Origin of the sequence: Actinobacillus vicugnae (assembly GCF_901687125.1) — a bacterium.
Lineage (GTDB): Bacteria > Pseudomonadota > Gammaproteobacteria > Enterobacterales > Pasteurellaceae > Actinobacillus > Actinobacillus vicugnae.
The window spans coordinates 76,166-99,425 of record NZ_CABFJY010000049.1; the positions used below are offsets into that span (position 1 = coordinate 76,166).

Here is a 23,260-nt window from a genome sequence, read left to right on the forward strand (position 1 = left end):
ATGAAACAATTATTTGCACAACACATTTACAGACTACAACAGCGAGTCCAATCTCTTTTAGAAACGAGTTTTCTCCAAGGATTATGGATTTATTCAGGTGCCGCTAAATACCATTTTTTAGACGACCAAACTGCCCCGTTCAAAATAAACCCACATTTTAACTATTTCTTTCCATTTCCGACAGCAGAAAATTGTTGGTTATTTTTAGATGGCAAAAATAAACCCACCGTTTACTTTTATACACCTGATGATTACTGGCACACTCCGCCCGTTACACCAACCGATGCTTTCTTTGCTGATGAATTTCAGTGGGTGATCATACGAAACAGCGAGCAAATTGCAAAATTTATCCAAAACCCGACCGCTTGTGCCTTTATTGGCGAAGATGAAAACTTAGCAAAATCGCTTGGTTTTGAGCAAATCAATCCGCAAAAACTGCTGAATCAACTGCATTTCGACCGCTCAATTAAAAGTGAATTTGAAATCGAATGTATTTATCAAGCACAGTTCGCAGCGTTAAAAGGACACCAAGCGGCAAAACAAGCTTTTTTTGAAAGCAGAAGTGAATTTGAGATAAATCTCGCTTATCTAAAAGCCAGCCAACAATCAGATCTCAACGTGCCATACGGCAATATTGTGGCAGTCAATCAGCATTCAGCTATTTTACATTACACCCAGCTTGATTTTACTCCAGCATCAAAGCCAAAGAGCTTTCTGATTGATGCTGGTGCTAGCCTGCACGGCTATGCATCTGATATTACGCGCACTTATGCGACTGATCCGCACAGTGAATTTGCCGAACTTATCGCCAAAATGGAGCAATTTAAACAGGCAATAATTGAGCAACTTAGCGTAGGCGTAAATTATTTGAGCTACCACACACAAATGCACCAATGGATTGCTGAAATGCTCGCACAGCATGATTTTGTGCGCCTTGCGCCTGAACAGATTTTTGAAGAGGGCATTTCCAGAGCTTTTTTCCCGCACGGTTTAGGGCATTTGCTTGGACTTCAAGTGCATGATGTCGCTGGCTTTCAGCAAAATCATCGTGGCACACACAAAGCACCACCTGCGGTTTATTCAAGTCTACGTTGTACTCGTGATTTGGCAGAAAATATGGTGCTGACGATTGAACCTGGTTTCTATTTCATTGATATGTTGCTAAATCCATTGCAAAATAGTCCACTTGCACGCCATATTAATTGGCAAAAAATTGCTGAATTTAAGCCATTTGGCGGGATTCGTAGCGAAGATAATATTGTGATGCGTGCAAAAGGTGCGGAGAATTTAACGCAAAAAGCGCAAAAAACGCTCAATTTAGCCTAACCCAAAAGGAACTGTTATGCCATTTTTACTTATTTTGTTCGGAATTTTTCTGTATATCTACTGTGAAATTTCATTGTTAGTTAGCATTGGTTCACATATCGGTATTTTGCCGTTAATGCTATTACTGATTGGAATTTCAGTCCTAGGGCTCTGGTTTGTTAAATTGCGTGGTTTATATGCAATTTATTCGGTTCGAAGCGAGCTAAGCCAAGGTAAAATCCCGACACAGGCAGTGATTAGCTCTCTACTATTTATTTTAGCGGGTATCTTTTTGATTATCCCTGGCTTTTTAAGCGATATTATTGCAATTTTATTAATGCTACCCGTTACTCGCCATATTGTCGAACGTTATCTTCTCAAATTCTTTAAAACGAAAGTTCGTGTTAACCAGTTTGCAAGCGGTCAATTTTCGCAACAAAATAGCAATACGTTTGAAGCCGAATTTGAGCGAAAACAAGATCAAGATAAGTGGATTAAATGATGTTGTTTAAACCCCAATTTAATCAAAAAAATCAGCGTGCTTCTGCAACAAACAGAAGCCATTTGCAAAAAAATGCCAAAAAACGACCGCTTAAACCTCAGCTTTCGTTTGCAGATACGATTGTGGTGCTGTTTAACAAGCCATTTGATGTACTGACGCAATTCACCGACGAACAAGGGCGACAAACGCTGAAGGACTTTATTCCTATTCCGCATATTTATCCTGTTGGACGTCTTGATCGTGATAGTGAGGGGCTATTGTTACTCACCAATAATGGCGAAATTCAACACCGTTTAGCGAACCCCAAATTTGAAAAGCAAAAAACCTATTTAGCACAGCTAGAAGGGATTCCAGCCCTAGAAGATTTACGGAAATTAGAAAAAGGAGTTGAACTCAAAGACGGTTTAACCAAACCTGCGAAAGCTCGCGCGATTAGTGCGCCAAATTACCAATGGCATACAGCGCCTAAAATTCGTGAGCGAAAAACCATTCCAACCAGTTGGATTGAGCTAAAAATTCATGAAGGAAGAAACCGCCAAGTGCGCCGCATGACCGCACATATTGGCTTTCCAACTTTACGTTTAATTCGAGTGGGTTTGGGGCAATTTCAGCTTGGCGAGTTAGCCAGTGGTGAATATCGTATTTTAACAGAAACAGAAAAACATCAGCTATTTCAACAACTTGGTTTAGTCATCTAAGAGAGGAGCAGCTATGAGCGCTTATTGGATTTTAGTTCATCAATTTAATCTCGCACTACACAATGATGAAATCCCATTTGGAAAAGCGGAACAATTGGGCTTAACTGCATTCCCTAAATTACACATTGGTAGCTACCAAAATTTGCCTGTTTTTCTGATTCAATTAGATGATCAAGCGGTCAAAAATTTACCAAATTTTAGCATAGTCAATCTGCGTTCACAGATTGCCCGCCCTGCTGAATTGGTGCATTTGTTACATCGAGCAGTGTCTCTCAACCATTTTATCAATACCCATAAATTTTGTGGCAGATGCGCTTCATCGACCGAACTAGCACCAAACGAAATTGCAGTACATTGTCCGCATTGCGAACTGCGTAGTTATCCTACAATCAGTCCTTCAATCATTGTTGCAGTACGCCGTGGACGTCAAATTTTGCTGGCAAATCATCTACGCCACAAAGGCACGATTTACACCACGCTCGCAGGTTTTGTTGAGGCTGGCGAACCAATTGAACAAACGGTAGAACGTGAAGTATGGGAAGAAAGCGGTTTAAAAATCAAAAATATTCGCTATTTTGGTAGCCAACCGTGGGCATTCCCAAATTCACTAATGCTCGGCTTTCTTGCCGATTATGCAAGCGGTGAGATTTCGCTTCAAGAGGAAGAAATTTTTGATGCGAAATGGTTTGATTGTGATGAAGTACTTCCCGAATTACCACCAGAAGGCACTATCGCATTAGAATTGATTAGAGAGACGTTAAAAATTTGCAAGAAAAGTGAATAAGGTCTTGCAAGCGGTTAAAATTTGATAAATTTTTGCAACTCAAGCAGAACTTAATATTGTTCGAGCTATCTTAGCCCAATATGTGACTGAATATGAGGTTTGGGGATTTGGCGCTCGTATAACGGAGAAATTGAAGCCTTTAGAAAAATCATGCTAAAGCATTACTTTATTCTAAAAAATAGGGAGAACAATCTTCTCCCTATTTTAATTAGCTAAATAATTTACCTAATACGCCTTTTGCTGCTTGCGCTAATAAGTCGTTAGTATTTAGGTTGTTTAGGTCTGGTAATTGACCGTTTGGTGTTAAAGTATCAACGATTTTTGGTAAAAACTCCGCTAATAAATCACCCGCATCTTTCTCTTCTACGCCCGCTTCTTGTGCCGCAGCTTGAAGATTTTCTTGACCAAATACATTTGCGATTTGCTCGCCAGAAACTGGGGCATTTTCTTCGTCTGCACTGATCCATGTTTTTAACAAGTCGCCTAATCCACCTTGTTGCAATTTTGCAATTAAACCTTCCACGCCACCTTGAGATTGTAGCAATGCTTGAATTAATTGAAATGCTGTTGATTGATTGCCATTACCGCTGCTTAATACAGATGATGCGATAGAGCCTAAAATGTTTCCTAGCATAGGTTTACTCCGAGAAATGTGCCTAAGCACGTTTTATTTACAGGCTTTGTTAGCCTAGATAATTAAGCGGTCTGATTTGCAAAATTTTTTGCAATTTAGACCGCTTGTTTGTGCCGCCTCTAAGCAAGAATGCGGCGAACTCGTTCCAAATCTTCTGGCGTATCCACTCCCACTTGCGGTGCTTGTTTTGCCAGTTCGATATGAATTTTTTCTCCGTACCATAACGCACGTAATTGTTCTAACGATTCCAACTGCTCTAATTGCGTTGGTTGCCACGCAACATATTGCTTTACAAATCCTGCACGATAAGCGTAGATTCCAATATGGCGTAGGTAATTTTGGCTTGCGACAAAAGCATCATCGCAATCGACAAAATGATCACGCGCAAACGGAATTGGTGCACGAGAAAAATAAAGCGCCATACCGTTTTGATCAGCCAACGCTTTGACGGCGTTCGGGTTAAAAAGTTCTTCTTTGGTTGCTAATTTTACCGCTAACGTCGCCATATTCACGTTACAGCGTCCCAAATTCTCTGCCACTTGCGCCACAATCACAGGCGGAATCAGAGGCTCATCACCTTGCACATTTACGATAATTTCATCATCGGCAATCTGCATTTTTTCAATCACTTCCGCCAAGCGCTCTGTACCTGAATTATGTTGTTCCGAAGTCATACACACTTCCGCACCAAATGCTTTCGCTGTTGCTTCAATTTCTGCGTGGTCGGTTGCAATAATCACTCGAGTGGCACCCGCTTGTTGCGCTTTTTCCCACACGTGTTGAATCATCGGTTTACCCGCAATATCTAACAACGGTTTGCGAGGCAAACGGCTTGAAGCATATCGAGCGGGAATAATCACAGTAAAATTCATAAGGTTTCCTTTATAAAAAACACGGAACATCAACTCAAATTAACATTGCAAAATTCTTAAAAAATTAAACCGCTTGTTTAAATAAAACTGATGTTCCGTAAAAATATTAGGCTTCTAACGCATCTAAGAAACGTTCTGCATCTAATGCAGCCATACAGCCTGTACCTGCTGAAGTGATCGCTTGACGATAATTGTGATCCATTACATCACCTGCGGCAAATACGCCTTCTACGCTGGTTGCAGTTGCATTGCCTTCTAAGCCTGATTTTACTTTGATATAGCCGTTATCTAACTCAAGCTGCCCATCAAAAATCGCAGTGTTTGGCGCATGACCGATCGCCACGAAGAAACCATCTACTTTGATTTCTTCTTTGCTATCGTCTTTAGTTGAAGCTAAACGTACACCTGTTACGCCCATATTATCACCAAGCACTTCCTCTACCGTTCTGTCAGTGTGCAGAATAATTTTGCCTTCTTCGACACGTTTTTGTAAGCGACCTAATAAAATTTTCTCCGCTCGGAAGCTATCACGGCGGTGTACTAAATGCACTTCGCTAGCGATATTCGCAAGATATAGCGCTTCTTCCACAGCCGTATTACCGCCCCCTACAACTGCAACAGGTTTATTACGGTAGAAGAATCCATCACACGTTGCACAAGCCGATACGCCTTTCCCTTTAAATGCTTCTTCTGAAGGCAAACCTAAATATTTTGCTGAAGCACCTGTCGCAATAATTAATGCATCACAAGTAAATGTTTGAATATCGCCTGTTAACGTAAATGGGCGCTTAGATAAATCGACACTGTTGATGTGGTCGAACACGATTTCCGTATTAAACTTTTCCGCATGTTTCAGCATTTTATCCATTAAACCTGTACCAGTGGTATGTTCATATTCACCAGGCCAGTTCTCAATTTCATCGGTTGTAGTTAATTGTCCACCTTGTTGCATACCTGTTACTAATACAGGATTTAAGTTTGCTCGTGCGGCATAAACTGCAGCGGTATATCCAGCAGGGCCTGAACCTAAAATTAAAAGTTTTGCGTGTTTAGCTGTCATTTTTTAATCCTTCTCAATAAATATTGACGACTATTTTAACGTAAATTTGGTTGTAACTCTATTTTCGTTTTCACTCAGTTTTTTTCGCTTTTGTGAACTAGCTAACAGAAATTCGAGCAAGATTTTGCTTAAATTGGGATAAATTTCACTTTTAAAAGGATAGATACCGATGAAAAAACTTATCAATTCAATCGAAACCATCTTACAAGAACAATTAACTGGTTTTGCCAAAGCTCACTCTACTCTTACGCTAAATCTCGAACCAACTTATATACGCCGTGCAGATGCTCCAATTGCAGGAAAAGTGGCGCTGATTTCGGGTGGTGGAAGCGGCCATGAACCAATGCACGCAGGCTTTGTAGGACAAGGAATGCTTGATGGTGCTTGCCCTGGTGCGATTTTCACTTCGCCCACGCCAGATCAAATGTTTGAATGCGGTTTAAGTGTCGATAGCGGTGAAGGCGTGTTGCTCTTAATAAAAAACTATACAGGTGATGTATTAAATTTCGAAACCGCCACAGAGTTACTCGCCGATAGTGGCGTACAAGTTGCGACCGTTTTAATTGATGACGATGTTGCAGTAAAAGACAGCCTTTATACCGCAGGTCGACGTGGTGTCGCAAATACGGTATTAATCGAAAAATTATTAGGCGCTGCTGCAGATAAAAGCTACAACTTAACGCAGCTAGCCGAACTCGGTTATAAATTAAATAATGCGGGGCATTCAATTGGTATTGCGCTTGGTGCTTGTACTGTCCCAGCCGCAGGTAAACCGTCGTTCAATTTAGCTGAAAATGAAATGGAATTTGGGGTAGGAATTCACGGTGAACCTGGTATCGAACGTCGCTCGTTTGAAAATTTAGATCAAACTGTTAAACAGATGTTTGAAACGCTGATTGCACATGGTGATTATGAGCGCACTGTACGCCGTTGGGATAATGACAGCCAACAATGGCATGAAGTATTAGATAAAAAACAAGCCTTACAAAAAGGTGATCGGGTGATTGCATTAGTCAATAATTTAGGGGCAGTGCCACTTTCTGAGTTATATGGCGTTTACAACGTACTAGCGGATTGTTGCGAACAATTTGGCTTAACGATTGAGCGTAATTTAGTTGGTTCATACTGCACTTCATTAGATATGCAAGGCGTCTCAATTACCTTATTGAAAGTAGATGATCACGATCTCGCACTTTGGGATGCACCAGTTAATACGCCTGCATTACGTTGGGGAGTGTAAAATGACAATTTCAAAACAACAAATTCTGCAATGGCTGGCAAACTGTGAAAAAACGATGACAGAACAGCGTGATTTTCTCACTCAATTAGATACCGAAATCGGTGATGGTGATCATGGTTTAAATATGCAACGAGGTTTTAGCAAAGCCTTGGAAAAGGTCGAGACGGTGCATGATAAAGATATTGGCACAATCCTAAAAACCGTTGGTATGACTCTACTTTCGCAAGTCGGTGGTGCGAGTGGTCCACTATACGGCACGTTGTTTATTAAAGGTGCTACCGTTGTAAATGATAAAGAGCAACTCAGTTTTACGGAATTATTAGATTTTTTCAACGCAGGCGTGGCAGGTATTGTGGCTCGAGGACGAGCCGAACTTAACGATAAAACCATGTGTGATGTGTGGCTACCCCTATTAAGCGAATTAGCGCAAGCTAACCAATCACAACCAGAAGCCGAATTACTCAAACAAGCGGTCAAAAAAGCCGAAAATTTTGCAAACGCCACTGTGCCGATGATTGCGAAAAAAGGGCGAGCAAGCTATTTGGGTGAACGAAGCATTGGGCATGCGGATCCAGGTGCAATGTCGAGTTATTATTTAATCAAAGCCTTAAGCGAAGCGGTTGAATAGGAGTAGAAATGGTTAATCTAGTCATTGTTTCACACAGTAAACAACTTGGAGAGGGGGTGGCAGAGATTGCCCGCCAAATGACACAAGGAGCGTGTCACATTGCAGTTGCAGCAGGGATTGACGATATTGATAATCCGATTGGCACCGATGCAGTAAAAATTATGAATGCAATTGAAGAGGTATTCAGTGAAGATGGCGTTGCGGTTTTTGTCGATCTCGGTAGCGCTATTTTAAGTGCGGAAACCGCAATTGATTTACTTGAGCCAGAAAAAGCAGAAAAAACCGCGATTAGTTACGCGCCGTTAGTAGAAGGCGTTTTTGCGGCGGCAGTGGCTGCGGCAGGAGGTGATGATTTAGCAACGGTATTACAAGAAGCGAATGATGCAGCTACATTAAAATTGCAACAAGCGGTCTAATTTTTCGGATTATTTACCAATAATCAAAAATGAGGTGAGCGATTGGCTCTACCTCATTTTTTGCTTCTAATAAAGTAGGGAATAAAGTTGGCGTCTAAATTTAGCTACAATAGGATCATTACCCAGAGCCGCAAGAATCGCTAAAAATTGACTTTTTAGTTCGCCATTTGCCACATTTAAATCAGATTTAAGCCAATCAAATAATAAACTTAACGCTTCCTCATTTTTATGTGCTTGGTGTAACTGATTGGCTAAACGAATCGCAATTTCAGGCGTTTTTTGATTCGCATAATCCGCTTGTAACTGCTGTAATTCAGGCGATTCATTTGCTTGTTCTAATAAGTCAATTTGCGCTTGCAAACCATTCCAACGGCTATCTCTATCTTGGATTGGAATTTGTTTTAAAATTTCGCGCGCTTCCTCTATTTTCTTCATCACAATAAAAGTTTCAGCATATAGTAGCGCAAAATCACTATTTTTTTTATTGCTCATTTCCCAAGCAGCTTTTAATAAAGGTAGTGCTTCTTCATAGCGCTGATCCTGTAATAATTCCAATGCCTGATTAAATTTAAGATCTTCTTCTTTCGGCAGAATATTTGCTAATCTCACACGCATTTCTTGTTCAGAGATCGTACCTTGAATGACATCAATAGGCTGCCCACCTGCAAATAGATACATGGTTGGCACTACTTGCACTCTAAATTGGCTTGCCAAAGCTTGCTGTTCGTCACAATTTACCGTTGCCAATAAAAATTGCGCAGGATTTTCATCCGCTAAACGGCGTAATAACGCATCCATTTCCAGTGAAGCAGGCTCTCGTGTGGAGATAAAATTAAATACCACAGGCACTTGTGCTGTTGCATTCCATACTTCACTAAAATTGTTTTCAGTAACATTGACAAAATAATTCATACGATTTCCTCTCATGCAAATGAGCCATATTATAGCCTATTTTTAATAAGCCGTTTCAATCGGAAGCCCATTTCGTTCCCAAGCATCAAAACCGCCTTTCACGCTATACACACGCTCAAAACCTTGTTCTACTAAAAATTGTGCAGTATGCATGCTACTCACCCCGTGATAACAAATCACCACCACGGGTTCTTCGTAATCCACTTGATCTAAAAAACGCCCATAGTTTTCATTCGTTAAATGGAACGCATCTTGCGGGTGGCTATAAATATAACGGCGTGTATCACGCACATCGACTAAGGTTGCTCCTTCACTGTTGATTAATTCCCATGCTTGTTGCGGACTAATTTCAATAAATGTATCGCTCATAAATTTATTCTCAAATTTTGTTAGTGAGTTAAAAAATGGCTGAATATATCACAATCTATTTTAAAAAAATAAACGAGAATACCTATTATTACGAGTTGAATTTTTTGCCTTAGTTAGTATAATTACGAACCATTTTCATTATGACAGAATTATCTGTAATTTATATTTAGATCGTCTCCGAGGATTTTATGGAACAAATGCTTGAACTGTTACAAGGTCATGTAGACTACTTAATTTTAGGTTTATTATTATTAATGAGTGTTATATTAGTGTGGAAAATTATTGAGCGTGTACTCTTTTATAAACAGCTTGATGTCACAAAATATGAAACCCTCCAAGATTTAGAAATTGATACAACTCGTAATCTCACCACCATCTCAACTATTGGTGCTAATGCTCCTTATATCGGTTTATTAGGTACCGTATTAGGTATCTTACTTACCTTCTATCATTTAGGTCACTCTGGTGGCGAAATTGATGCAGCATCAATTATGGTTCACCTCTCACTTGCCTTAAAAGCAACAGCAGCTGGTATCTTAGTAGCAATCCCTGCGATGATGTTCTATAGCGGTTTTAATCGTAAAGTAGATGAAAGCAAACTTAAATGGCAAGCTATTCAAGCTCGTAACGCTAATCAATAAGCGGTTCAATTTCTGTTATTTTTTACAAATAGATCAGGTTTCTTATGAAAAAATTTGACGAAATTAATATTATTCCGTTCATCGACATTATGTTGGTGCTATTGGCAATTGTATTGGTGACCGCATCGTTTATTTCTCAAGGGAAAATTCAAGTAAACGTACCGAAAGCAACAACAACCCAAGCGATGAAAGCGGACGAATTAGCAAAACTTCTTACAATCACCGAAAACAACGAGTTTTATTTCAATGATCAGCCGATTACTAAAGAAGCACTCACCAACGAGATTGCAACGTGGGATAAAACACAAAAAGTAGCTTTAAAAGTAGATGGCGCGGTGGCATTTGAAAAATTTGTCGAACTCACTGACGTGCTTTCTGCGAATGAAATAAAAAATGTGGCGATTGTAACAAAAAAAGACACAGCCCAAAAATAGGATACGAGTATGAAGAAAAAACATTCTCGTATTGGTTTAATTGGTTCTGTGCTTATTCATACGGTAATTTTTGCTGGTTTTGCAACCATGGTAAAAACATCTCATTCAGATGGCAAACCTGATGAAGAAGTGATGTCAATGGAATTAGTTGCGGCTTTGCTTGAGCAACCACAGGTGGCAGTAGCTGAAGAAGATCCTATTCAAACGGAACCAGAGCCAGAACAAAAAGAGCCTGAACCAGAACCTGAAGCTGAAGCAATTCCTGAGCCAAAGCCTCAACCAAAACCAAAAGAAAAACCAAAAGAAAAGCCGAAGGAAAAGGAAAAACCAAAACCGAAAGAAAAACCTAAAGAGCAAGAAAAGCCAAAAGAAAAACCGAAAAAAGAGAAACCTAAAGAGAAGCCAATCAAAGCCTTAGAAAAAGGGCCTGAAGCAAAACAAGGTATTGTCGCAAAAGCGATTCCAAATGCAATACAAGGTACACAAATGCGAGCTGGGATTCCAAACGGCAGACCTGATGGCAATCCAAATGGCACTTCTGCAAACGGCTCGACTAATGGTGCGGCTGGTGGAAGCGGTAGTGGTAGCTCGGGTAGCGAAATCGGTGCTTATAAAGCGGCATTACAACGCGCTTTACAACGCCGAGCGAACAACGCCTACCCTGCTCGAGAAAAAATGATGCGTAAAACAGGTATCGTAACTATCGGCTTCAACGTTTCTTCATCGGGCGAACTGACGAATGTAAAAGTATTAAACAGTTCTGGAAATAGTAATTTGGATAACGCAGCGGTAAAAGCGGCACAAGGCACCAAAGTATCGCCACCACCGCTAGGGTTCCCAAGTAGTGTTACCGTTCCTGTGAAATTCTCGATTGAATAAGCCACTAAATAGGCTCCTAAAATGGAGCCTATTTTTTTGCAATAAGCGGTCATTTTTCGAAATGATTTAGCATATGTACAAGAAAGCAAATCTGTTGCAATAATCTAGAAGCGAATTGCATTCGCCTAAACCATTTGTAATGAACATAATAAGGGCGAACACCGTTCTCCTCTACAAACAACACAAGGACAATCGCGACACAAAAACACTATTTTGCAAAAATTAGGCAAATTATAACCGCTTGCCTAAAGTAGGTGGCTTAAGTAAAATAAACTGTATTATTTTTATTATGAAAATTGAGGAAAATGTAATGTTTGGAAAAGGCGGCTTAGGCGGTTTAATGAAACAAGCTCAGCAAATGCAAGAGCGTATGCAAAAAATGCAAGAAGAAATCGCACAACTTGAAGTAACAGGCGAATCTGGCGCGGGCTTAGTTAAAGTTACAATCAATGGTGCACATAACTGCCGTCGTATTGAGATCGATCCTTCATTAATGGAAGATGACAAAGAAATGGTTGAAGATTTAGTTGCTGCAGCATTCAATGATGCCGTTCGCCGTGCAGAAGAAATGCAAAAAGAAAAAATGGCGAGTGTAACTGCAGGTATGCAATTACCACCAGGTATGAAATTCCCATTCTAATTTAGCGATAATGGATAGTTAAAGCTATCCATTATTAATTTTCAATTACCCATTCCTATCTATGCAAATTAGTCCTTTACTCGAAAACCTAATGGAAGCCTTGCGTGCATTACCTGGTGTTGGTCCCAAATCCGCTCAACGTATGGCATACCATTTATTACAACGCAATCGTTCTGGCGGTGTGAATTTATCTAAAGCATTAAATGAAGCGATGACCCATATTGGGCATTGCCGTTCTTGCCGTACTTTTACCGAAGAGGAAGAATGCAATATTTGTAAAAATCCTCGCCGTCAAATGAGCGGTCAACTTTGTGTGGTTGAAATGCCTGAAGATATTCAAGCGATTGAACAAACAGGGCAATTCTCAGGGCGCTATTTCGTATTAATGGGGCATCTTTCACCACTGGATGGAATCGGTCCAAGAGAGATCGGTTTAGATTTATTGCAACAGCGTTTAGGGAATGAGTCTTTTCACGAAGTGATTCTCGCTACCAATCCAACCATTGAAGGCGATGCGACCGCCAATTACATTGCAGAAATGTGTCGTATTCATAACGTGAAAGTCACCCGAATCGCACACGGCATTCCAGTAGGTGGCTCACTTGAAATGGTTGATGGAACGACGCTTTCTCATTCGTTTGCTGGCAGACGAGATATTTTGTTATAAGGCGAAAAGGCTATTTGGATAGCATTAAAAGTCTGATATAATTACTCAAGTATTAATCACTAGAGGTTATCATGGAAACTATCAACACAATTGAAAAAATCAAAAAACAAATTAGCGAAAACCCAATTCTGCTTTATATGAAAGGTTCGCCAAAATTCCCTTCATGTGGATTCTCTGCGCGTGCCGTAGAAGCGGTAATTAACTGCCAAGTGCCATTTGGTTATGTAGATATTTTAACTAACCCAGATATTCGTGCGGAATTACCAAAATTTGCAAACTGGCCAACTTTCCCACAATTATGGGTAGAAGGCGAATTAGTTGGTGGCTGTGATATCGTGTTGGAAATGTTCCAAAAAGGTGAATTACAAACCTTATTAAAAGAAGTTGCAGCAAAACATGCTTAATTCTTTGATAAATAGGGGCTGTTGATGCTTATTTATTATTTGAGCAACAGTACCTAGCTAGCCCAAGCAAATTGCTTGGGCTTTTTTTATAAAAATACGCTTTCAGCTCTTACATTCTTATTCATTTTTGGCTTACAATGTAAAAATTCATTTGTAATAAATAACAATAAGGACACAACAAAATGGCTTTAAAAGATTTAGATTGGGCTAATTTAGGCTTCTCTTACATCAAAACTGAATATCGCTTTATCGCGCACTGGAAAGACGGTAAATGGGATGAAGGTCAATTAACTACCGATAATATACTCCATATTCACGAAGGTTCAACTGCACTTCACTACGGTCAACAATGTTTCGAAGGTTTAAAAGCTTATCGTTGCAAAGACGGTTCAATTAACTTATTCCGCCCTGAAGAAAATGCAAAACGTATGCAAGGCACTGCTCGCCGTTTATTAATGGCTGAAGTACCTACCGAATTATTTGTGCGCGCTTGTAAAGAGGTCGTAAAAGCAAACCAAGATTGGTTAGGCCCTTATGGTTCTGGCGCAACCCTTTACTTACGTCCATTCTTAATTGGTGTTGGCGAAAATATCGGTGTAAAAGCTGCACCTGAATATATTTTCTCGGTATTCTGTTGCCCTGTTGGCGCTTATTTTAAAGGTGGTTTAGCACCGTCTAACTTTATCACAACAAATTACGACCGTGCGGCACCAATGGGAACGGGTGGTGTGAAAGTAGGTGGTAACTACGCAGCGAGTTTATTACCTCACGAATTAGCGGTACAGCAAGGTAGTACAATACGTAAATTTGCTGATGCAATCTACCTAGATCCAAAAACGCATAGCAAAATTGAAGAAGTGGGTGCAGCAAATTTCTTTGGTATTACGAAAGACAATAAATTTATTACCCCAATTTCCGAATCAATCTTACCAAGTATTACTAAATACTCTTTATTACATATCGCAAAAGAGCGTTTAGGTATGGAAACAATTGAAGGCGATGTTTATATCGATCAATTAGATCAATTTGCAGAAGCAGGCGCTTGTGGTACTGCCGCGGTGATTACCCCAGTTGGCGGTATTCAGCATAATGACAACTTCCACGTATTCTATTCAGAAACAGAAGTTGGCCCCGTAACTAAACGTTTATATGCAGAATTAACAGGTATCCAATTTGGTGATGTAGAAGCCCCAGAAGGCTGGATTGTTAAAGTAGAATAACGCTAATTTAACATTAACAAGCGGTCGGATTTTGCAGTTTTTTTGATAAACTGTAGCAGTTACACAAGCTCTTTGGTGCATTTGCTACATAATTTCGAATTTTTTGCAAATTTCTACCGCTTGTTTTATTTCAAAAGTAGGAAGATTATGATTCAACGTATTGATGTGAGTAAACGCTTTTCTGAAGTCGCCATTTACAATGGCGTGGCTTATTTAGCTGGTCAAGTGCCAACAGATGACACACAAGATGCTTATCAACAAACCAAACAAGTCTTGGCTGAAATTGATAAATTTTTAGCAAAAGCGAACACTGACAAAAGCAAAATCTTAATGGCAACTGTCTATCTCGCCAATATGGCTTATTATGATGAAATGAACCGAGCGTGGGACGAATGGGTTGCAGAAAATAATGCTCCACCACGCGTAGCAGTAGAAGCGCGATTAGCAAATCCAAACTGGAAGGTTGAAATTGTAGTAAATGCTGCGGTATAAAAAATGCGTGGTTAGCCACGCATTTTTATTTTAGGAGGTAATATGCGATCACCCTTTTATCGCAATGCGCATATTTTCTTAATTGGAGGAGCAGCTGATCAAGAGCCTTATTATTTTGTTGGCCCACTAAGAAATATCAGCATTGCAGAACGAAAACTCAAAAGAAAAATTCAAGCCTGTCTTGCACATCATGAACAAATCCAGCTTCATACACTGGGTTATAATCATATTTTTCATCTGCGGGATATTGAATTAAACATACTACTCAAAATTCAGCCACAAGATCTTATTTATATTATTGGTCATAGTTTAGGCGGCTGGAATGCAGCACATCTCTCACACCAACTAACCGACAGAGGTTATCGAGTACGTCTGCTTGCGACGCTCGATCCCGTTGGGGAAGGTAAGCTTGTCTGGCTGGGATCAAATATCCATAAACTGCCACAATCTCAACCCAATGCCGATTTCTGGATCAATATTCGTGCCGAAACCCAAGCTACTTATGATTTATCGGATATTGTTGCCCGTCTTGGTCAGCAATGGCATTTAACCAACGAACCCGATCTTAACCAACAGCTCAACATTCACCATGCAAATGTACAACGAATGCTTAGCACAAAGTTACATACAGGCAAATCTATTCTTGATTACCTCATCGAAAGCCTTCAGCAACTGCTTTAGCTCCTTTTTACCTAAAAAAACAAGCGGTCATCTTTCGCTGATTTTCGCAAAAAATGACCGCTTATCTAACATACAATTTAGCTCATTACTCCACCATAAAACAGGCAATTTTGGTACCATCTTGATAGCTTTTCAGCTGAGGCTGTTCCACTTTACATTGTTCAGTTGCTAAACGACAACGGGCATGGAATGCACAACCTTTCGGCGGATTTAATGGACTAGGTAGTTCACCTGTTAATTTAATTCGCTCACGTCGTTGTGCGGGATTCAAACGTGGTGTCGCTGATAATAACGCTTGGGTATAAGGATGACGAGGGTTACTAAAAATCGTTTTAGTATCACCTTGCTCCACCACTCGCCCTAGATACATTACCATCACTTCATCAGCAATATGTTCTACCACTGAAAGATCGTGAGAAATAAACACATAAGACAGCCCAAGATCTTGTTGCAAATCCATCATCAAATTCAGTACTTGCGCCCGAACGGATACATCCAATGCCGAAACAGGCTCATCTGCCACCACAATATCAGGGTTGAGCATCAAGCCTCTGGCAATCGCAATTCGCTGACGTTGCCCACCTGAAAACATATGTGGATAGCGGTCGTAAAATTCTGGTCTTAAGCCGACTTTTCCCATCATTTCCAGCACTTTTGCTTTACGTTCTGCCGCCGACAAATCAGTATTGATTAAAAGCGGTTCTTCTAAAATACTACCTACTTTTTTACGAGGATTCAGTGAACTATAAGGGTTTTGAAACACAATCTGAATTTTTTTACGGCGTAATGCTGTTGTTTGTTTGTCATTTACCAAAAAATTCTGCCCTTGATAGAACAGTTCACCTTCACTTGGGCTTTCAATCATTGTGAGCATTCGCCCCAGTGTGGATTTTCCACAACCAGACTCGCCTACCACTGCCAGCGTTTTGCCACGTTCCAACTGGAATGAAACACCATCTACTGCTTTAACCGTCTTCGGCTTAGCAAACAGACCTTGCTTCACGGGATAGTATTTTTTCAGATTTTTCGCATCAAGAAGCGGTGCGTTTTGTTCATTTTTTTGCAAATCAGTCATTTCGCTTCTCCGTTATTGCTTGATTGTTGGCTTACCATTTTCATCTAATGGGAAATGGCATTTCACTTGGCGTCCATTTAATACTTGTAAAGCAGGCTCATACTCACGGCATTTATCCGTTGCATATGGACAACGTGGGTTGAGCAAACAGCCTTGCGGTCGGTCATATTTGCCAGGCACCACGCCAGACAGCGATTGCAAACGGGATTTACCTTCGGCAAATTCCGGCAAGGCTTTTAACAATGCTTGGGTATAAGGATGAAGCGGGGCTTTAAAAATCAATTCCGCTTTGCCTTCTTCTACTACCTGCCCTGCATACATAACGATAATGCGATGAGCTGATTCTGCTACTAACGCTAAATCGTGCGTAATCAAAATTAACGCCATATTTTCTTTGCGTTGTAGCTCAAGTAATAAATCAATAATTTGCGCTTGAATAGTTACGTCTAATGCGGTGGTTGGTTCATCCGCAATTAATAATTTGGGATTACACGCAATCGCCATCGCAATCATCACTCGCTGGCTCATACCGCCCGAGAGTTGATGTGGATACACTTCCAAACGAGATTTAGGATCGGGAATCCCCACCATGGTCAGTAATTCAATCGCACGTTCACGACGTTCCGCTTTTGAACCGCCTTGATGTACTTTCAGCGCTTCCATAATTTGAAAGCCAACCGTATAGCTTGGATTTAGGCTAGTCATCGCATCTTGGAAAATCATCGAAACATCTGCACCTACGATTTTCTGTTTTTCTTTCGGTTTTAACGCCAATAAATTATTACCGTTAAATTCAAGTGAATTGGCAGTAACTCGTCCAGGAAAATCAATTAAGCCCATAATGGCCAGTGAGCTTACCGATTTCCCTGAGCCTGATTCACCCACGATACCTAATACTTCGCCTTCATTGATCGTATAGCTCACACGATCAACCGCTTTAAATGGCGCTTTCTCATCACCAAAATGTACAGAAAGCTGATCTACCGTTAATAAAGCCATCTTGCTCTCCTATTGTTTAAGTTTTGGATCGAGCGCATCACGTAAGCCATCGCCCATTAAATTAAATGCTAATACTAGTGATAAAATCGCTAGCCCTGGAATAGTTACCAACCAGTTTGCTGATTGCATAAAACCACGAGATTCCGCCAACATCGTACCCAGTTCTGGTGTTGGCGGTTGTGCGCCAATACCTAAGAAACCGAGTGCCGCAAGTTCTAAAATCGCATTAGAAATCCCCATCGTCATTTGCACGATAAGAGGAGCAAGACAGTTAGGTAAAATTACAATAAACATTAAACGTAATACACCAGCACCAGCCACTCGGCTTGCGACCACATAATCACGATTTTTCTCACTCATTACGGAGGCTCGGGTTAAGCGCACATAGCTCGGAATCGAAACGATCGCAATTGCAATTGCGGCATTAATCAGTGAGGGGCCTAAAATCGTTACCACGCCAATAGTGAGGAGTAGGCTCGGAATCGCTAACATAATATCCACAAAACGCATAATCACAATATCGATCACACCACCGTAATAGCCCGCAAGCAAACCTAAAATCACACCGAATACGCAGGATAGCACAACGATGACCACGCCAATAAATACGGATAAGCGTGCGCCATAGATAATACGAGACAGTATATCTCGTCCAATATCATCCGTACCTAATAGATAAGTAGCATTGCCACCTTCAACCCACACAGGGGGTAATAGCAATGCATTACGATTTTGCTCGATCGGGTCAAAAGGGGCGACCCAAGCTGCAAATACTGTTGCAAAAAAGACAATTGCAATAAAGGCAAGCCCGATAACTGCACCACGATTTTGGCAAAAGTAATACCAAAACTCTTGTAATGGCGTTTTCGGAACAGGTGCCGAAAGGGTTGTTGAAGACATTATGTATCTCACTCCATTCAATAAATTTGCAAAATTTTGAGAAAATTTGACCGCTTGTTAAAGTCCAAGCTTGCTAATGGCGGATTCTCGGATTCACCACACCGTAAATTAAATCTACGGTTAAATTCACTAGAATAATAATCGTCGCAATAATTAACACCGAGCCTTGTAAGACGGGATAATCACGTGCGTTAATTGCATCAATAATCCACTTACCGATACCTGGCCAAGAGAAAATATTTTCGGTTAATACTGCACCTGAAAGTAATTGCCCCACAATAAGTCCCACAACCGTTACTACAGGAATCAACGCATTACGTAGTGCGTGTACAATCACGATACGCATAGTATTTAGACCTTTTGCCTTTGCGGTACGAATATAGTCTTCGCCCAATACTTCAAGCATAGAAGAGCGAGTCATACGAGTGACCACCGCCAGTGGAATTGTCCCTAACACAATTGAAGGTAGAATCAATGATTTAATCGCCGCAATAAATGCACCAGGTTCATCCGAAACCCAAGTGTCGTACAGCATAAACCCTGTTTCGGCTTCGATCCAATATTCGGAAGGCAAACGCCCAGAAGCGGGTAAACCGAGTGGGGTGGAAATATAAAGAATTAAAATTAAGCCCCACCAGAAAATTGGCATTGAGTAACCTGTTAAAGATAACGTGGTTACTGTGTGTGAAATCCACGAATCTTTTTTCACAGCAGCAATCACACCGAGAGCAATACCAAAAATCAATGACCACAGCAATGCAAAAAATGCTAATTCCACCGTTGCGGGAAACAGCGTGAAAAACTCTTTTAATACAGGCGCATTATTACGAAATGAATTGCCAAGATCCCCTTGAAATACCCCTTTGATATAATTCAGATATTGTTCATGTAACGGTAAATCTAAGCCAAGTTGTGCCATCATCTGCGCATGAACAACGGGATCTAAACCTCGCTCGCCCATACGGATTTCGATTGGATCCCCAGGAATTAAATGTACTAAGGCAAAAGTAATTAAAGTTATCGCAATAAAAGTTGGGATAACCATAAAAAGACGTTTAAGAATAAATGAAAACATTAGGTGTACTCGTTATTTGTCCCACGAAAAATATGAAAAACACGGCGTAAGCGGTCAAATTTAGCCAATTTTTTACAAATGGCTAATAACTTTCAGCCGTGTTTTCAATGGTTAATCAAAAATTTATTTAGTTTCTAAATCAACACCGTAGAAATTATGTAAGCTAAATGGGCTAATCTCATAACCTTTTACTTCCTTACGAACTGGGAAATAAGTGGTTGAGTGAGCAATGGTTACCCATGGCGCTTGCTCTTTGAAAAGCACTTGAGCTTGCTTATAAAGCTCAGTGCGCTTTGCTTTATCCGTTGTTTGAACTGCATCAGTCATTAACTTATCAAAATCTTTATGACAGAATTTTGCATAGTTAGAACCTTGTTTTACCGCCGTACAACTTAATAGGGTATTTAAGAAATTATCTGGATCGCCATTGTCACCGTTCCAGCCCATCATACCAGTGGTGTGTTCACCGTTACGCATACGATTGAGGTATTCACCCCATTCATAACTCACAATTTTGGCATTTACGCCCACTTTTTTCCAATCTTCTTGGATAAGCTCCGCCATACGACGTGCATTTGGGTTATATGGACGAGAAACTGGCATCGCCCATACTTCTGTATCGAAACCATTCTCAAACCCAGCTTCTTTCAACAATGCTTTGGCTTTTTCAGGATTATAGTCATAATCTTTCACCTCATCATTATAACTCCACATTGTTGGTGGAATTGGATTTTTCGCTTTTTCGCCAGAACCTTGATATACCGACTGAATAATCGCATCTTTATTAATCGCATAACTTAACGCTTGGCGAACTTTTACATTATCAAACGGCTTTTTCTGCGTATTAAAATGCAAGTAACCTACATTTAAACCAGGTTTGGTCATTAAATGAATGTTTGGATCTTTTTTCAGCGCTTCTAAATCGGCAGGATTTGGGTAAGGAGCCGCATGACATTCACCTTTTTGTAACTTCGCCATACGAACGGAAGCATCTGGCGTAATCGTAAAAACTAAGCGATCAATCGCAGGCTTACCCGCCCAATATTGCTCAAATCCTTTATAACGAACTTGTGAATCTTTTTGATAATCCACAAATTGGAACGGCCCTGTACCAATCGGATTTTGGTCTAATTTTTCTGGCTTGCCCTCTTGTAACAAGCGTTCTGCATATTCCGCAGAAAAAATCGAAGCGAAATCCATCGCAATATTGGCTAAGAACGGTGCATTCGGCACTTTTAGGTTAATTTTGACCGTATAATCATCCACTTTTTCAATATTATTGATGATGTTGCCCATATCCATTCCGATAAAGTATTCGTAGTTTCCACCCGAAACTTTATGATATGGATGATTTGGATCTAATTGACGATTGAAAGAGAATAAAACGTCATCAGCGTTAAAATCACGAGTTGGTTTAAATTCTTTATTTGAATGAAATTTCACTCCTCTACGTAAATAGAACGTATAACTTTTGCCATCTTCAGATACATCCCACTTCTCCGCTAACGCTGGCACTACATTAGTTGCCCCTTTTTCAAAATCAACTAAGCGATTAAAAATAGCTTGGCTGGTAGCATCCAGCGTACCACCGTCTGTCGCAAATTGCGGATTAAGATAAGTAGGAGAAGATTCTAAACAATAAACGAAGGTTTTAGGCGCAGCTAAAGCAGAACTTGAGACTGCAATAGCAAGCGAAAGTAGAGAGAGTGTTGTGAATTTTTGCATGGGGTACTCCAATGTTGTGCTTGTTTTTATTTTTATGAATTCTTCGAATATACAAGTTTTTCAATGAAGTTCAATACTTTTTCAATAAAAAGCGGTCTAAATTGAGCGAAAACTTGCAATTTTTCCGCAAAATTAGACCGCTTATAATATTTATTATAATCTATTGGGAAGTTTCTAACTCCACCCTATAAAAATTATGCGATAGAAATGGGCTGACGGTATAACCTTTTACCTCTTTACGCATTGGAAAATAAGTGGTCGAATGTGCAATCGGAAGCCATGGAGTCTGCTGTTTGAAAATAACTTGTGCTTGTTTATACAACAGCTCTCTCTTTACTTTATCCGATTCTTGTGCTGCCTGTGTGACTAGCTCATTATAAGCAGGATCACAAAAATGTGCATAATTTGAACCTTGTTTCACCGCATTACAACTTAATAGGGTATTTAAGAAGTTATCAGGATCTCCATTATCCCCCGTCCAGCCCATCATTCCCGTTGAATGCTCTCCTTGTTCCATACGTTTGAGATATTCCCCCCATTCGAAACTTACAATTTTTGCCGTAACACCAATTTGCTTCCAATCTTCTTGAACCATTTCAGCCATACGACGAGCATTTGGATTATACGGGCGAGAAACTGGCATTGCCCATAATTCCGTTTCAAAGCCATTTTCCAATCCTGCCTCTTTCAATAAGGCTTTTGCTTTTTCAGGATTGTATTCGTAGTCCTGAATCGCATCATTATAGCCCCAAATTGTTGGTGGCATCGGATTTTTAGCAATAGAACCAGTCCCTTGATAAACGGAGTCTAAAATTGCTTGCTTGTTGACTGCATAATTAAGTGCTTGACGAACTTTTTGATTATCTAATGGCTTTTTATCTAAATTAAACGTGATATAACCAACATTAAGTCCAGATTTCTCAAGTACTTGCAAATTAGGATCCGATTTCATTTGAGCAATATCTGCAGGATTCGGATAAGGCATTGCATGACACTCATTTTTCTGTAGTTTCGCATAACGAACCGTTGTATCTGGCGTAACACTAAACACTAAGCGGTCTAATTTTGATCTACCTTGCCAATAATCATCAAACGCTTTAAAACGAACATAAGCATCTTTCTGTAGCCCTACAAATTCAAATGGACCTGTACCAATCGGTGCTGTGTCTACTTTCTCTGGGGTTCCCGCTTTTAACATTTGATCCGCATATTCCGCAGACGAAATAGAAGCGAAATCCATCGCAAGATTGGCAAGAAACGGCGCATTTGGCACTTTTAAATGAAAACGCACCACATAGGTATCCACTTTCTCGACTTTTTCAATAATATTCGGCATATCCATACCTAAGAAAAACTCGTAATTTCCACCCGAAATATTATGAAAATAGTTATATTTATTTAATTGGCGATTAAATACGAATAGTACATCATCAGCATTAAAAGTTCGAGAAGGTGTAAACGCTTTATTGTGATGAAATTTAACGCCCTTACGTAAATAAAAAGTATAAGTTTTACCATCCGCTGAAATATCCCATTTTTCAGCTAATGAGGGAATAAGATTAGTCGTACCTGGTTCAAAATCAACTAAACGATTATATAGCGCCTGCGCCACATCTAATGTCGCACCATCTGTACCAATTTGTGGATTTAAAAAAGTAGGAGAAGATTCAATACAATAAGTAAACGTTTGTTGAGTCGCTAATACGGCACTAGGAAAAAGCGCTAAAGCAAGCGCTGATAAAGAAACAATTTTTCGCATGCAATATCCTGATGTTGTGTATAAATTATTTATTTGAATAATTCACATATTATCAGCCCTATTGCATATTGCAATGCCCATATACTACAAAGGGAAAAATACTGATTTTAGCTATGCAAGCGAATTTGTGAGGAAGGTTTAAAGCTAAGCAATGATTTGTTATTTAAGACAGATGGAGTTGATAGCAAGCGGTCGGATTCGCTTAACTTTTTGCAGTTTGAGCCTGATTGTTGGTTTAGCGTCTTAAAC

General features: G+C 40.0%; 27 protein-coding genes. 16 read left to right on the forward strand and 11 right to left on the reverse strand.

Annotated features, from left to right (window positions below; translation table 11 throughout):
• Genes pepQ through nudC form a run of 4 tightly spaced genes read left to right on the forward strand, consistent with a single transcriptional unit; the run spans position 1 to position 3,289 of the window.
• The gene (pepQ, locus tag F8M47_RS11475) at positions 1 to 1,326 is read left to right on the forward strand and encodes a Xaa-Pro dipeptidase (protein ID WP_150540213.1); all 1,326 of its coding nucleotides are present in this window, start codon (positions 1 to 3) and stop codon (positions 1,324 to 1,326) included.
• 16 nt (positions 1,327 to 1,342) lie between these two features.
• Entirely contained in the window at positions 1,343 to 1,807 is a 465-nt protein-coding gene (locus F8M47_RS11480; protein ID WP_150540214.1) for an FxsA family protein, read from the forward strand.
• Positions 1,807 to 2,505 (forward strand): pseudouridine synthase, encoded by a 699-nt coding sequence (locus F8M47_RS11485; RefSeq protein WP_150540238.1) that lies wholly within the window; start codon positions 1,807 to 1,809, stop codon positions 2,503 to 2,505. The genes F8M47_RS11480 and F8M47_RS11485 overlap by 1 nt, the downstream gene beginning before the upstream one ends.
• Before the next feature lie 13 nt (positions 2,506 to 2,518).
• Complete coding sequence (gene nudC, locus F8M47_RS11490; protein WP_150540215.1) at positions 2,519 to 3,289, forward strand: NAD(+) diphosphatase; 771 nt, start codon at positions 2,519 to 2,521, stop codon at positions 3,287 to 3,289.
• Between the two features lie 208 nt (positions 3,290 to 3,497).
• Here the strand turns inward: nudC and F8M47_RS11495 are convergent, their stop codons facing one another.
• The 3 genes from F8M47_RS11495 to trxB form a co-directional block, all read right to left on the reverse strand.
• A complete protein-coding gene (locus F8M47_RS11495; RefSeq protein ID WP_150540216.1) occupies positions 3,498 to 3,923 on the reverse strand; it encodes a YidB family protein in 426 nt (141 codons plus the stop codon).
• Positions 3,924 to 4,042: 119 nt separating this feature from the next.
• Positions 4,043 to 4,795: a 3-deoxy-manno-octulosonate cytidylyltransferase gene (gene kdsB, locus F8M47_RS11500; protein ID WP_150540217.1), complete on the reverse strand. Its 753-nt coding sequence runs from the start codon at positions 4,793 to 4,795 to the stop codon at positions 4,043 to 4,045.
• A gap of 106 nt (positions 4,796 to 4,901) precedes the next feature.
• Complete coding sequence (gene trxB, locus F8M47_RS11505; RefSeq protein ID WP_150540218.1) at positions 4,902 to 5,855, reverse strand: thioredoxin-disulfide reductase; 954 nt, start codon at positions 5,853 to 5,855, stop codon at positions 4,902 to 4,904.
• A 169-nt stretch (positions 5,856 to 6,024) separates the two neighbouring features.
• Here trxB and dhaK point away from each other — a divergent pair, with 169 nt between their 5' ends.
• Genes dhaK through dhaM form a run of 3 tightly spaced genes read left to right on the forward strand, consistent with a single transcriptional unit; the run spans position 6,025 to position 8,139 of the window.
• Positions 6,025 to 7,095, forward strand: a complete 1,071-nt coding sequence (dhaK, locus tag F8M47_RS11510; protein WP_150540219.1) for a dihydroxyacetone kinase subunit DhaK — start codon at positions 6,025 to 6,027, stop codon at positions 7,093 to 7,095.
• Between the two features lies 1 nt (position 7,096).
• Entirely contained in the window at positions 7,097 to 7,723 is a 627-nt protein-coding gene (dhaL, locus tag F8M47_RS11515) for a dihydroxyacetone kinase subunit DhaL (RefSeq protein WP_150540220.1), read from the forward strand.
• Positions 7,724 to 7,731: 8 nt separating this feature from the next.
• Positions 7,732 to 8,139 carry a dihydroxyacetone kinase phosphoryl donor subunit DhaM gene (dhaM, locus tag F8M47_RS11520; protein WP_150540221.1) on the forward strand — a complete coding sequence of 136 codons (408 nt, stop codon included), beginning with the start codon at positions 7,732 to 7,734 and terminating at the stop codon, positions 8,137 to 8,139.
• A 66-nt stretch (positions 8,140 to 8,205) separates the two neighbouring features.
• Here dhaM and F8M47_RS11525 read toward each other — a convergent pair whose 3' ends face one another.
• Both F8M47_RS11525 and glpE read right to left on the reverse strand, forming a co-directional pair.
• A complete protein-coding gene (locus F8M47_RS11525; RefSeq protein ID WP_150540222.1) occupies positions 8,206 to 9,051 on the reverse strand; it encodes a co-chaperone YbbN in 846 nt (281 codons plus the stop codon).
• 42 nt (positions 9,052 to 9,093) lie between these two features.
• Positions 9,094 to 9,420 carry a thiosulfate sulfurtransferase GlpE gene (glpE, locus tag F8M47_RS11530; protein ID WP_150540223.1) on the reverse strand — a complete coding sequence of 109 codons (327 nt, stop codon included), beginning with the start codon at positions 9,418 to 9,420 and terminating at the stop codon, positions 9,094 to 9,096.
• Between the two features lie 188 nt (positions 9,421 to 9,608).
• Here glpE and exbB point away from each other — a divergent pair, with 188 nt between their 5' ends.
• The 9 genes from exbB (at position 9,609) to F8M47_RS11575 (ending at position 15,478) form a co-directional block, all read left to right on the forward strand.
• Positions 9,609 to 10,061 carry a TonB-system energizer ExbB gene (gene exbB / locus F8M47_RS11535; protein ID WP_150540224.1) on the forward strand — a complete coding sequence of 151 codons (453 nt, stop codon included), beginning with the start codon at positions 9,609 to 9,611 and terminating at the stop codon, positions 10,059 to 10,061.
• Positions 10,062 to 10,105: 44 nt separating this feature from the next.
• On the forward strand, positions 10,106 to 10,495 hold the full coding sequence (gene exbD, locus F8M47_RS11540; protein ID WP_150540225.1) for a TonB system transport protein ExbD: 390 nt from the start codon (positions 10,106 to 10,108) through the stop codon (positions 10,493 to 10,495).
• Between the two features lie 9 nt (positions 10,496 to 10,504).
• A complete protein-coding gene (locus F8M47_RS11545; protein ID WP_150540226.1) occupies positions 10,505 to 11,374 on the forward strand; it encodes an energy transducer TonB family protein in 870 nt (289 codons plus the stop codon).
• Positions 11,375 to 11,684: 310 nt separating this feature from the next.
• The gene (locus F8M47_RS11550; RefSeq protein WP_005600053.1) at positions 11,685 to 12,014 is read left to right on the forward strand and encodes a YbaB/EbfC family nucleoid-associated protein; all 330 of its coding nucleotides are present in this window, start codon (positions 11,685 to 11,687) and stop codon (positions 12,012 to 12,014) included.
• Between the two features lie 61 nt (positions 12,015 to 12,075).
• Positions 12,076 to 12,681: a recombination mediator RecR gene (recR, locus tag F8M47_RS11555; protein ID WP_150540227.1), complete on the forward strand. Its 606-nt coding sequence runs from the start codon at positions 12,076 to 12,078 to the stop codon at positions 12,679 to 12,681.
• An 80-nt stretch (positions 12,682 to 12,761) separates the two neighbouring features.
• The gene (gene grxD, locus F8M47_RS11560) at positions 12,762 to 13,085 is read left to right on the forward strand and encodes a Grx4 family monothiol glutaredoxin (RefSeq protein WP_150540239.1); all 324 of its coding nucleotides are present in this window, start codon (positions 12,762 to 12,764) and stop codon (positions 13,083 to 13,085) included.
• Between the two features lie 182 nt (positions 13,086 to 13,267).
• Positions 13,268 to 14,305, forward strand: coding sequence for a branched-chain amino acid aminotransferase (locus F8M47_RS11565; RefSeq protein WP_150540228.1), 1,038 nt, complete (start codon positions 13,268 to 13,270; stop codon positions 14,303 to 14,305).
• 147 nt (positions 14,306 to 14,452) lie between these two features.
• The gene (locus tag F8M47_RS11570) at positions 14,453 to 14,797 is read left to right on the forward strand and encodes a RidA family protein (protein WP_150540229.1); all 345 of its coding nucleotides are present in this window, start codon (positions 14,453 to 14,455) and stop codon (positions 14,795 to 14,797) included.
• A gap of 42 nt (positions 14,798 to 14,839) precedes the next feature.
• The gene (locus F8M47_RS11575; RefSeq protein WP_150540230.1) at positions 14,840 to 15,478 is read left to right on the forward strand and encodes a hydrolase; all 639 of its coding nucleotides are present in this window, start codon (positions 14,840 to 14,842) and stop codon (positions 15,476 to 15,478) included.
• An 85-nt stretch (positions 15,479 to 15,563) separates the two neighbouring features.
• On the opposite strand, the gene F8M47_RS11580 is transcribed toward F8M47_RS11575, so the two are convergent.
• The 6 genes from F8M47_RS11580 to F8M47_RS11605 form a co-directional block, all read right to left on the reverse strand.
• Entirely contained in the window at positions 15,564 to 16,553 is a 990-nt protein-coding gene (locus F8M47_RS11580; protein ID WP_150540231.1) for a peptide ABC transporter ATP-binding protein, read from the reverse strand.
• Positions 16,554 to 16,565: 12 nt separating this feature from the next.
• Positions 16,566 to 17,552 carry a dipeptide ABC transporter ATP-binding protein gene (gene dppD / locus F8M47_RS11585; RefSeq protein WP_150540232.1) on the reverse strand — a complete coding sequence of 329 codons (987 nt, stop codon included), beginning with the start codon at positions 17,550 to 17,552 and terminating at the stop codon, positions 16,566 to 16,568.
• Positions 17,553 to 17,561: 9 nt separating this feature from the next.
• A complete protein-coding gene (locus F8M47_RS11590) occupies positions 17,562 to 18,452 on the reverse strand; it encodes an ABC transporter permease subunit (protein ID WP_150540233.1) in 891 nt (296 codons plus the stop codon).
• A gap of 73 nt (positions 18,453 to 18,525) precedes the next feature.
• Entirely contained in the window at positions 18,526 to 19,527 is a 1,002-nt protein-coding gene (locus F8M47_RS11595; protein WP_150540234.1) for an ABC transporter permease subunit, read from the reverse strand.
• Between the two features lie 123 nt (positions 19,528 to 19,650).
• Entirely contained in the window at positions 19,651 to 21,252 is a 1,602-nt protein-coding gene (locus F8M47_RS11600) for an ABC transporter substrate-binding protein (protein WP_150540235.1), read from the reverse strand.
• Between the two features lie 160 nt (positions 21,253 to 21,412).
• Positions 21,413 to 23,011: an ABC transporter substrate-binding protein gene (locus tag F8M47_RS11605; protein ID WP_150540236.1), complete on the reverse strand. Its 1,599-nt coding sequence runs from the start codon at positions 23,009 to 23,011 to the stop codon at positions 21,413 to 21,415.
• Positions 23,012 to 23,260: the final 249 nt, after the last annotated feature.

Excerpts from the sequence above, each read along its gene's own strand:
- exbB (WP_150540224.1), top strand. The coding sequence starts at position 9,609 with ATGGAACAAATGCTTGAACTGTTACAAGGTCATGTAGACTACTTAATT.
- kdsB (WP_150540217.1), bottom strand. The coding sequence starts at position 4,795 with ATGAATTTTACTGTGATTATTCCCGCTCGATATGCTTCAAGCCGTTTG.
- F8M47_RS11480 (WP_150540214.1), top strand. The coding sequence starts at position 1,343 with ATGCCATTTTTACTTATTTTGTTCGGAATTTTTCTGTATATCTACTGT.
- F8M47_RS11580 (WP_150540231.1), bottom strand. The coding sequence starts at position 16,553 with ATGACTGATTTGCAAAAAAATGAACAAAACGCACCGCTTCTTGATGCG.
- nudC (WP_150540215.1), top strand. The coding sequence starts at position 2,519 with ATGAGCGCTTATTGGATTTTAGTTCATCAATTTAATCTCGCACTACAC.
- dhaL (WP_150540220.1), top strand. The coding sequence starts at position 7,097 with ATGACAATTTCAAAACAACAAATTCTGCAATGGCTGGCAAACTGTGAA.
- glpE (WP_150540223.1), bottom strand. The coding sequence starts at position 9,420 with ATGAGCGATACATTTATTGAAATTAGTCCGCAACAAGCATGGGAATTA.
- F8M47_RS11605 (WP_150540236.1), bottom strand. The coding sequence starts at position 23,011 with ATGCGAAAAATTGTTTCTTTATCAGCGCTTGCTTTAGCGCTTTTTCCT.
- dhaK (WP_150540219.1), top strand. The coding sequence starts at position 6,025 with ATGAAAAAACTTATCAATTCAATCGAAACCATCTTACAAGAACAATTA.
- F8M47_RS11575 (WP_150540230.1), top strand. The coding sequence starts at position 14,840 with ATGCGATCACCCTTTTATCGCAATGCGCATATTTTCTTAATTGGAGGA.
- dhaM (WP_150540221.1), top strand. The coding sequence starts at position 7,732 with ATGGTTAATCTAGTCATTGTTTCACACAGTAAACAACTTGGAGAGGGG.
- pepQ (WP_150540213.1), top strand. The coding sequence starts at position 1 with ATGAAACAATTATTTGCACAACACATTTACAGACTACAACAGCGAGTC.
- F8M47_RS11570 (WP_150540229.1), top strand. The coding sequence starts at position 14,453 with ATGATTCAACGTATTGATGTGAGTAAACGCTTTTCTGAAGTCGCCATT.
- F8M47_RS11550 (WP_005600053.1), top strand. The coding sequence starts at position 11,685 with ATGTTTGGAAAAGGCGGCTTAGGCGGTTTAATGAAACAAGCTCAGCAA.
- F8M47_RS11600 (WP_150540235.1), bottom strand. The coding sequence starts at position 21,252 with ATGCAAAAATTCACAACACTCTCTCTACTTTCGCTTGCTATTGCAGTC.
- F8M47_RS11485 (WP_150540238.1), top strand. The coding sequence starts at position 1,807 with ATGTTGTTTAAACCCCAATTTAATCAAAAAAATCAGCGTGCTTCTGCA.
- dppD (WP_150540232.1), bottom strand. The coding sequence starts at position 17,552 with ATGGCTTTATTAACGGTAGATCAGCTTTCTGTACATTTTGGTGATGAG.
- F8M47_RS11565 (WP_150540228.1), top strand. The coding sequence starts at position 13,268 with ATGGCTTTAAAAGATTTAGATTGGGCTAATTTAGGCTTCTCTTACATC.
- F8M47_RS11590 (WP_150540233.1), bottom strand. The coding sequence starts at position 18,452 with ATGTCTTCAACAACCCTTTCGGCACCTGTTCCGAAAACGCCATTACAA.
- F8M47_RS11545 (WP_150540226.1), top strand. The coding sequence starts at position 10,505 with ATGAAGAAAAAACATTCTCGTATTGGTTTAATTGGTTCTGTGCTTATT.
- F8M47_RS11525 (WP_150540222.1), bottom strand. The coding sequence starts at position 9,051 with ATGAATTATTTTGTCAATGTTACTGAAAACAATTTTAGTGAAGTATGG.
- F8M47_RS11595 (WP_150540234.1), bottom strand. The coding sequence starts at position 19,527 with ATGTTTTCATTTATTCTTAAACGTCTTTTTATGGTTATCCCAACTTTT.
- F8M47_RS11495 (WP_150540216.1), bottom strand. The coding sequence starts at position 3,923 with ATGCTAGGAAACATTTTAGGCTCTATCGCATCATCTGTATTAAGCAGC.
- trxB (WP_150540218.1), bottom strand. The coding sequence starts at position 5,855 with ATGACAGCTAAACACGCAAAACTTTTAATTTTAGGTTCAGGCCCTGCT.
- recR (WP_150540227.1), top strand. The coding sequence starts at position 12,076 with ATGCAAATTAGTCCTTTACTCGAAAACCTAATGGAAGCCTTGCGTGCA.
- exbD (WP_150540225.1), top strand. The coding sequence starts at position 10,106 with ATGAAAAAATTTGACGAAATTAATATTATTCCGTTCATCGACATTATG.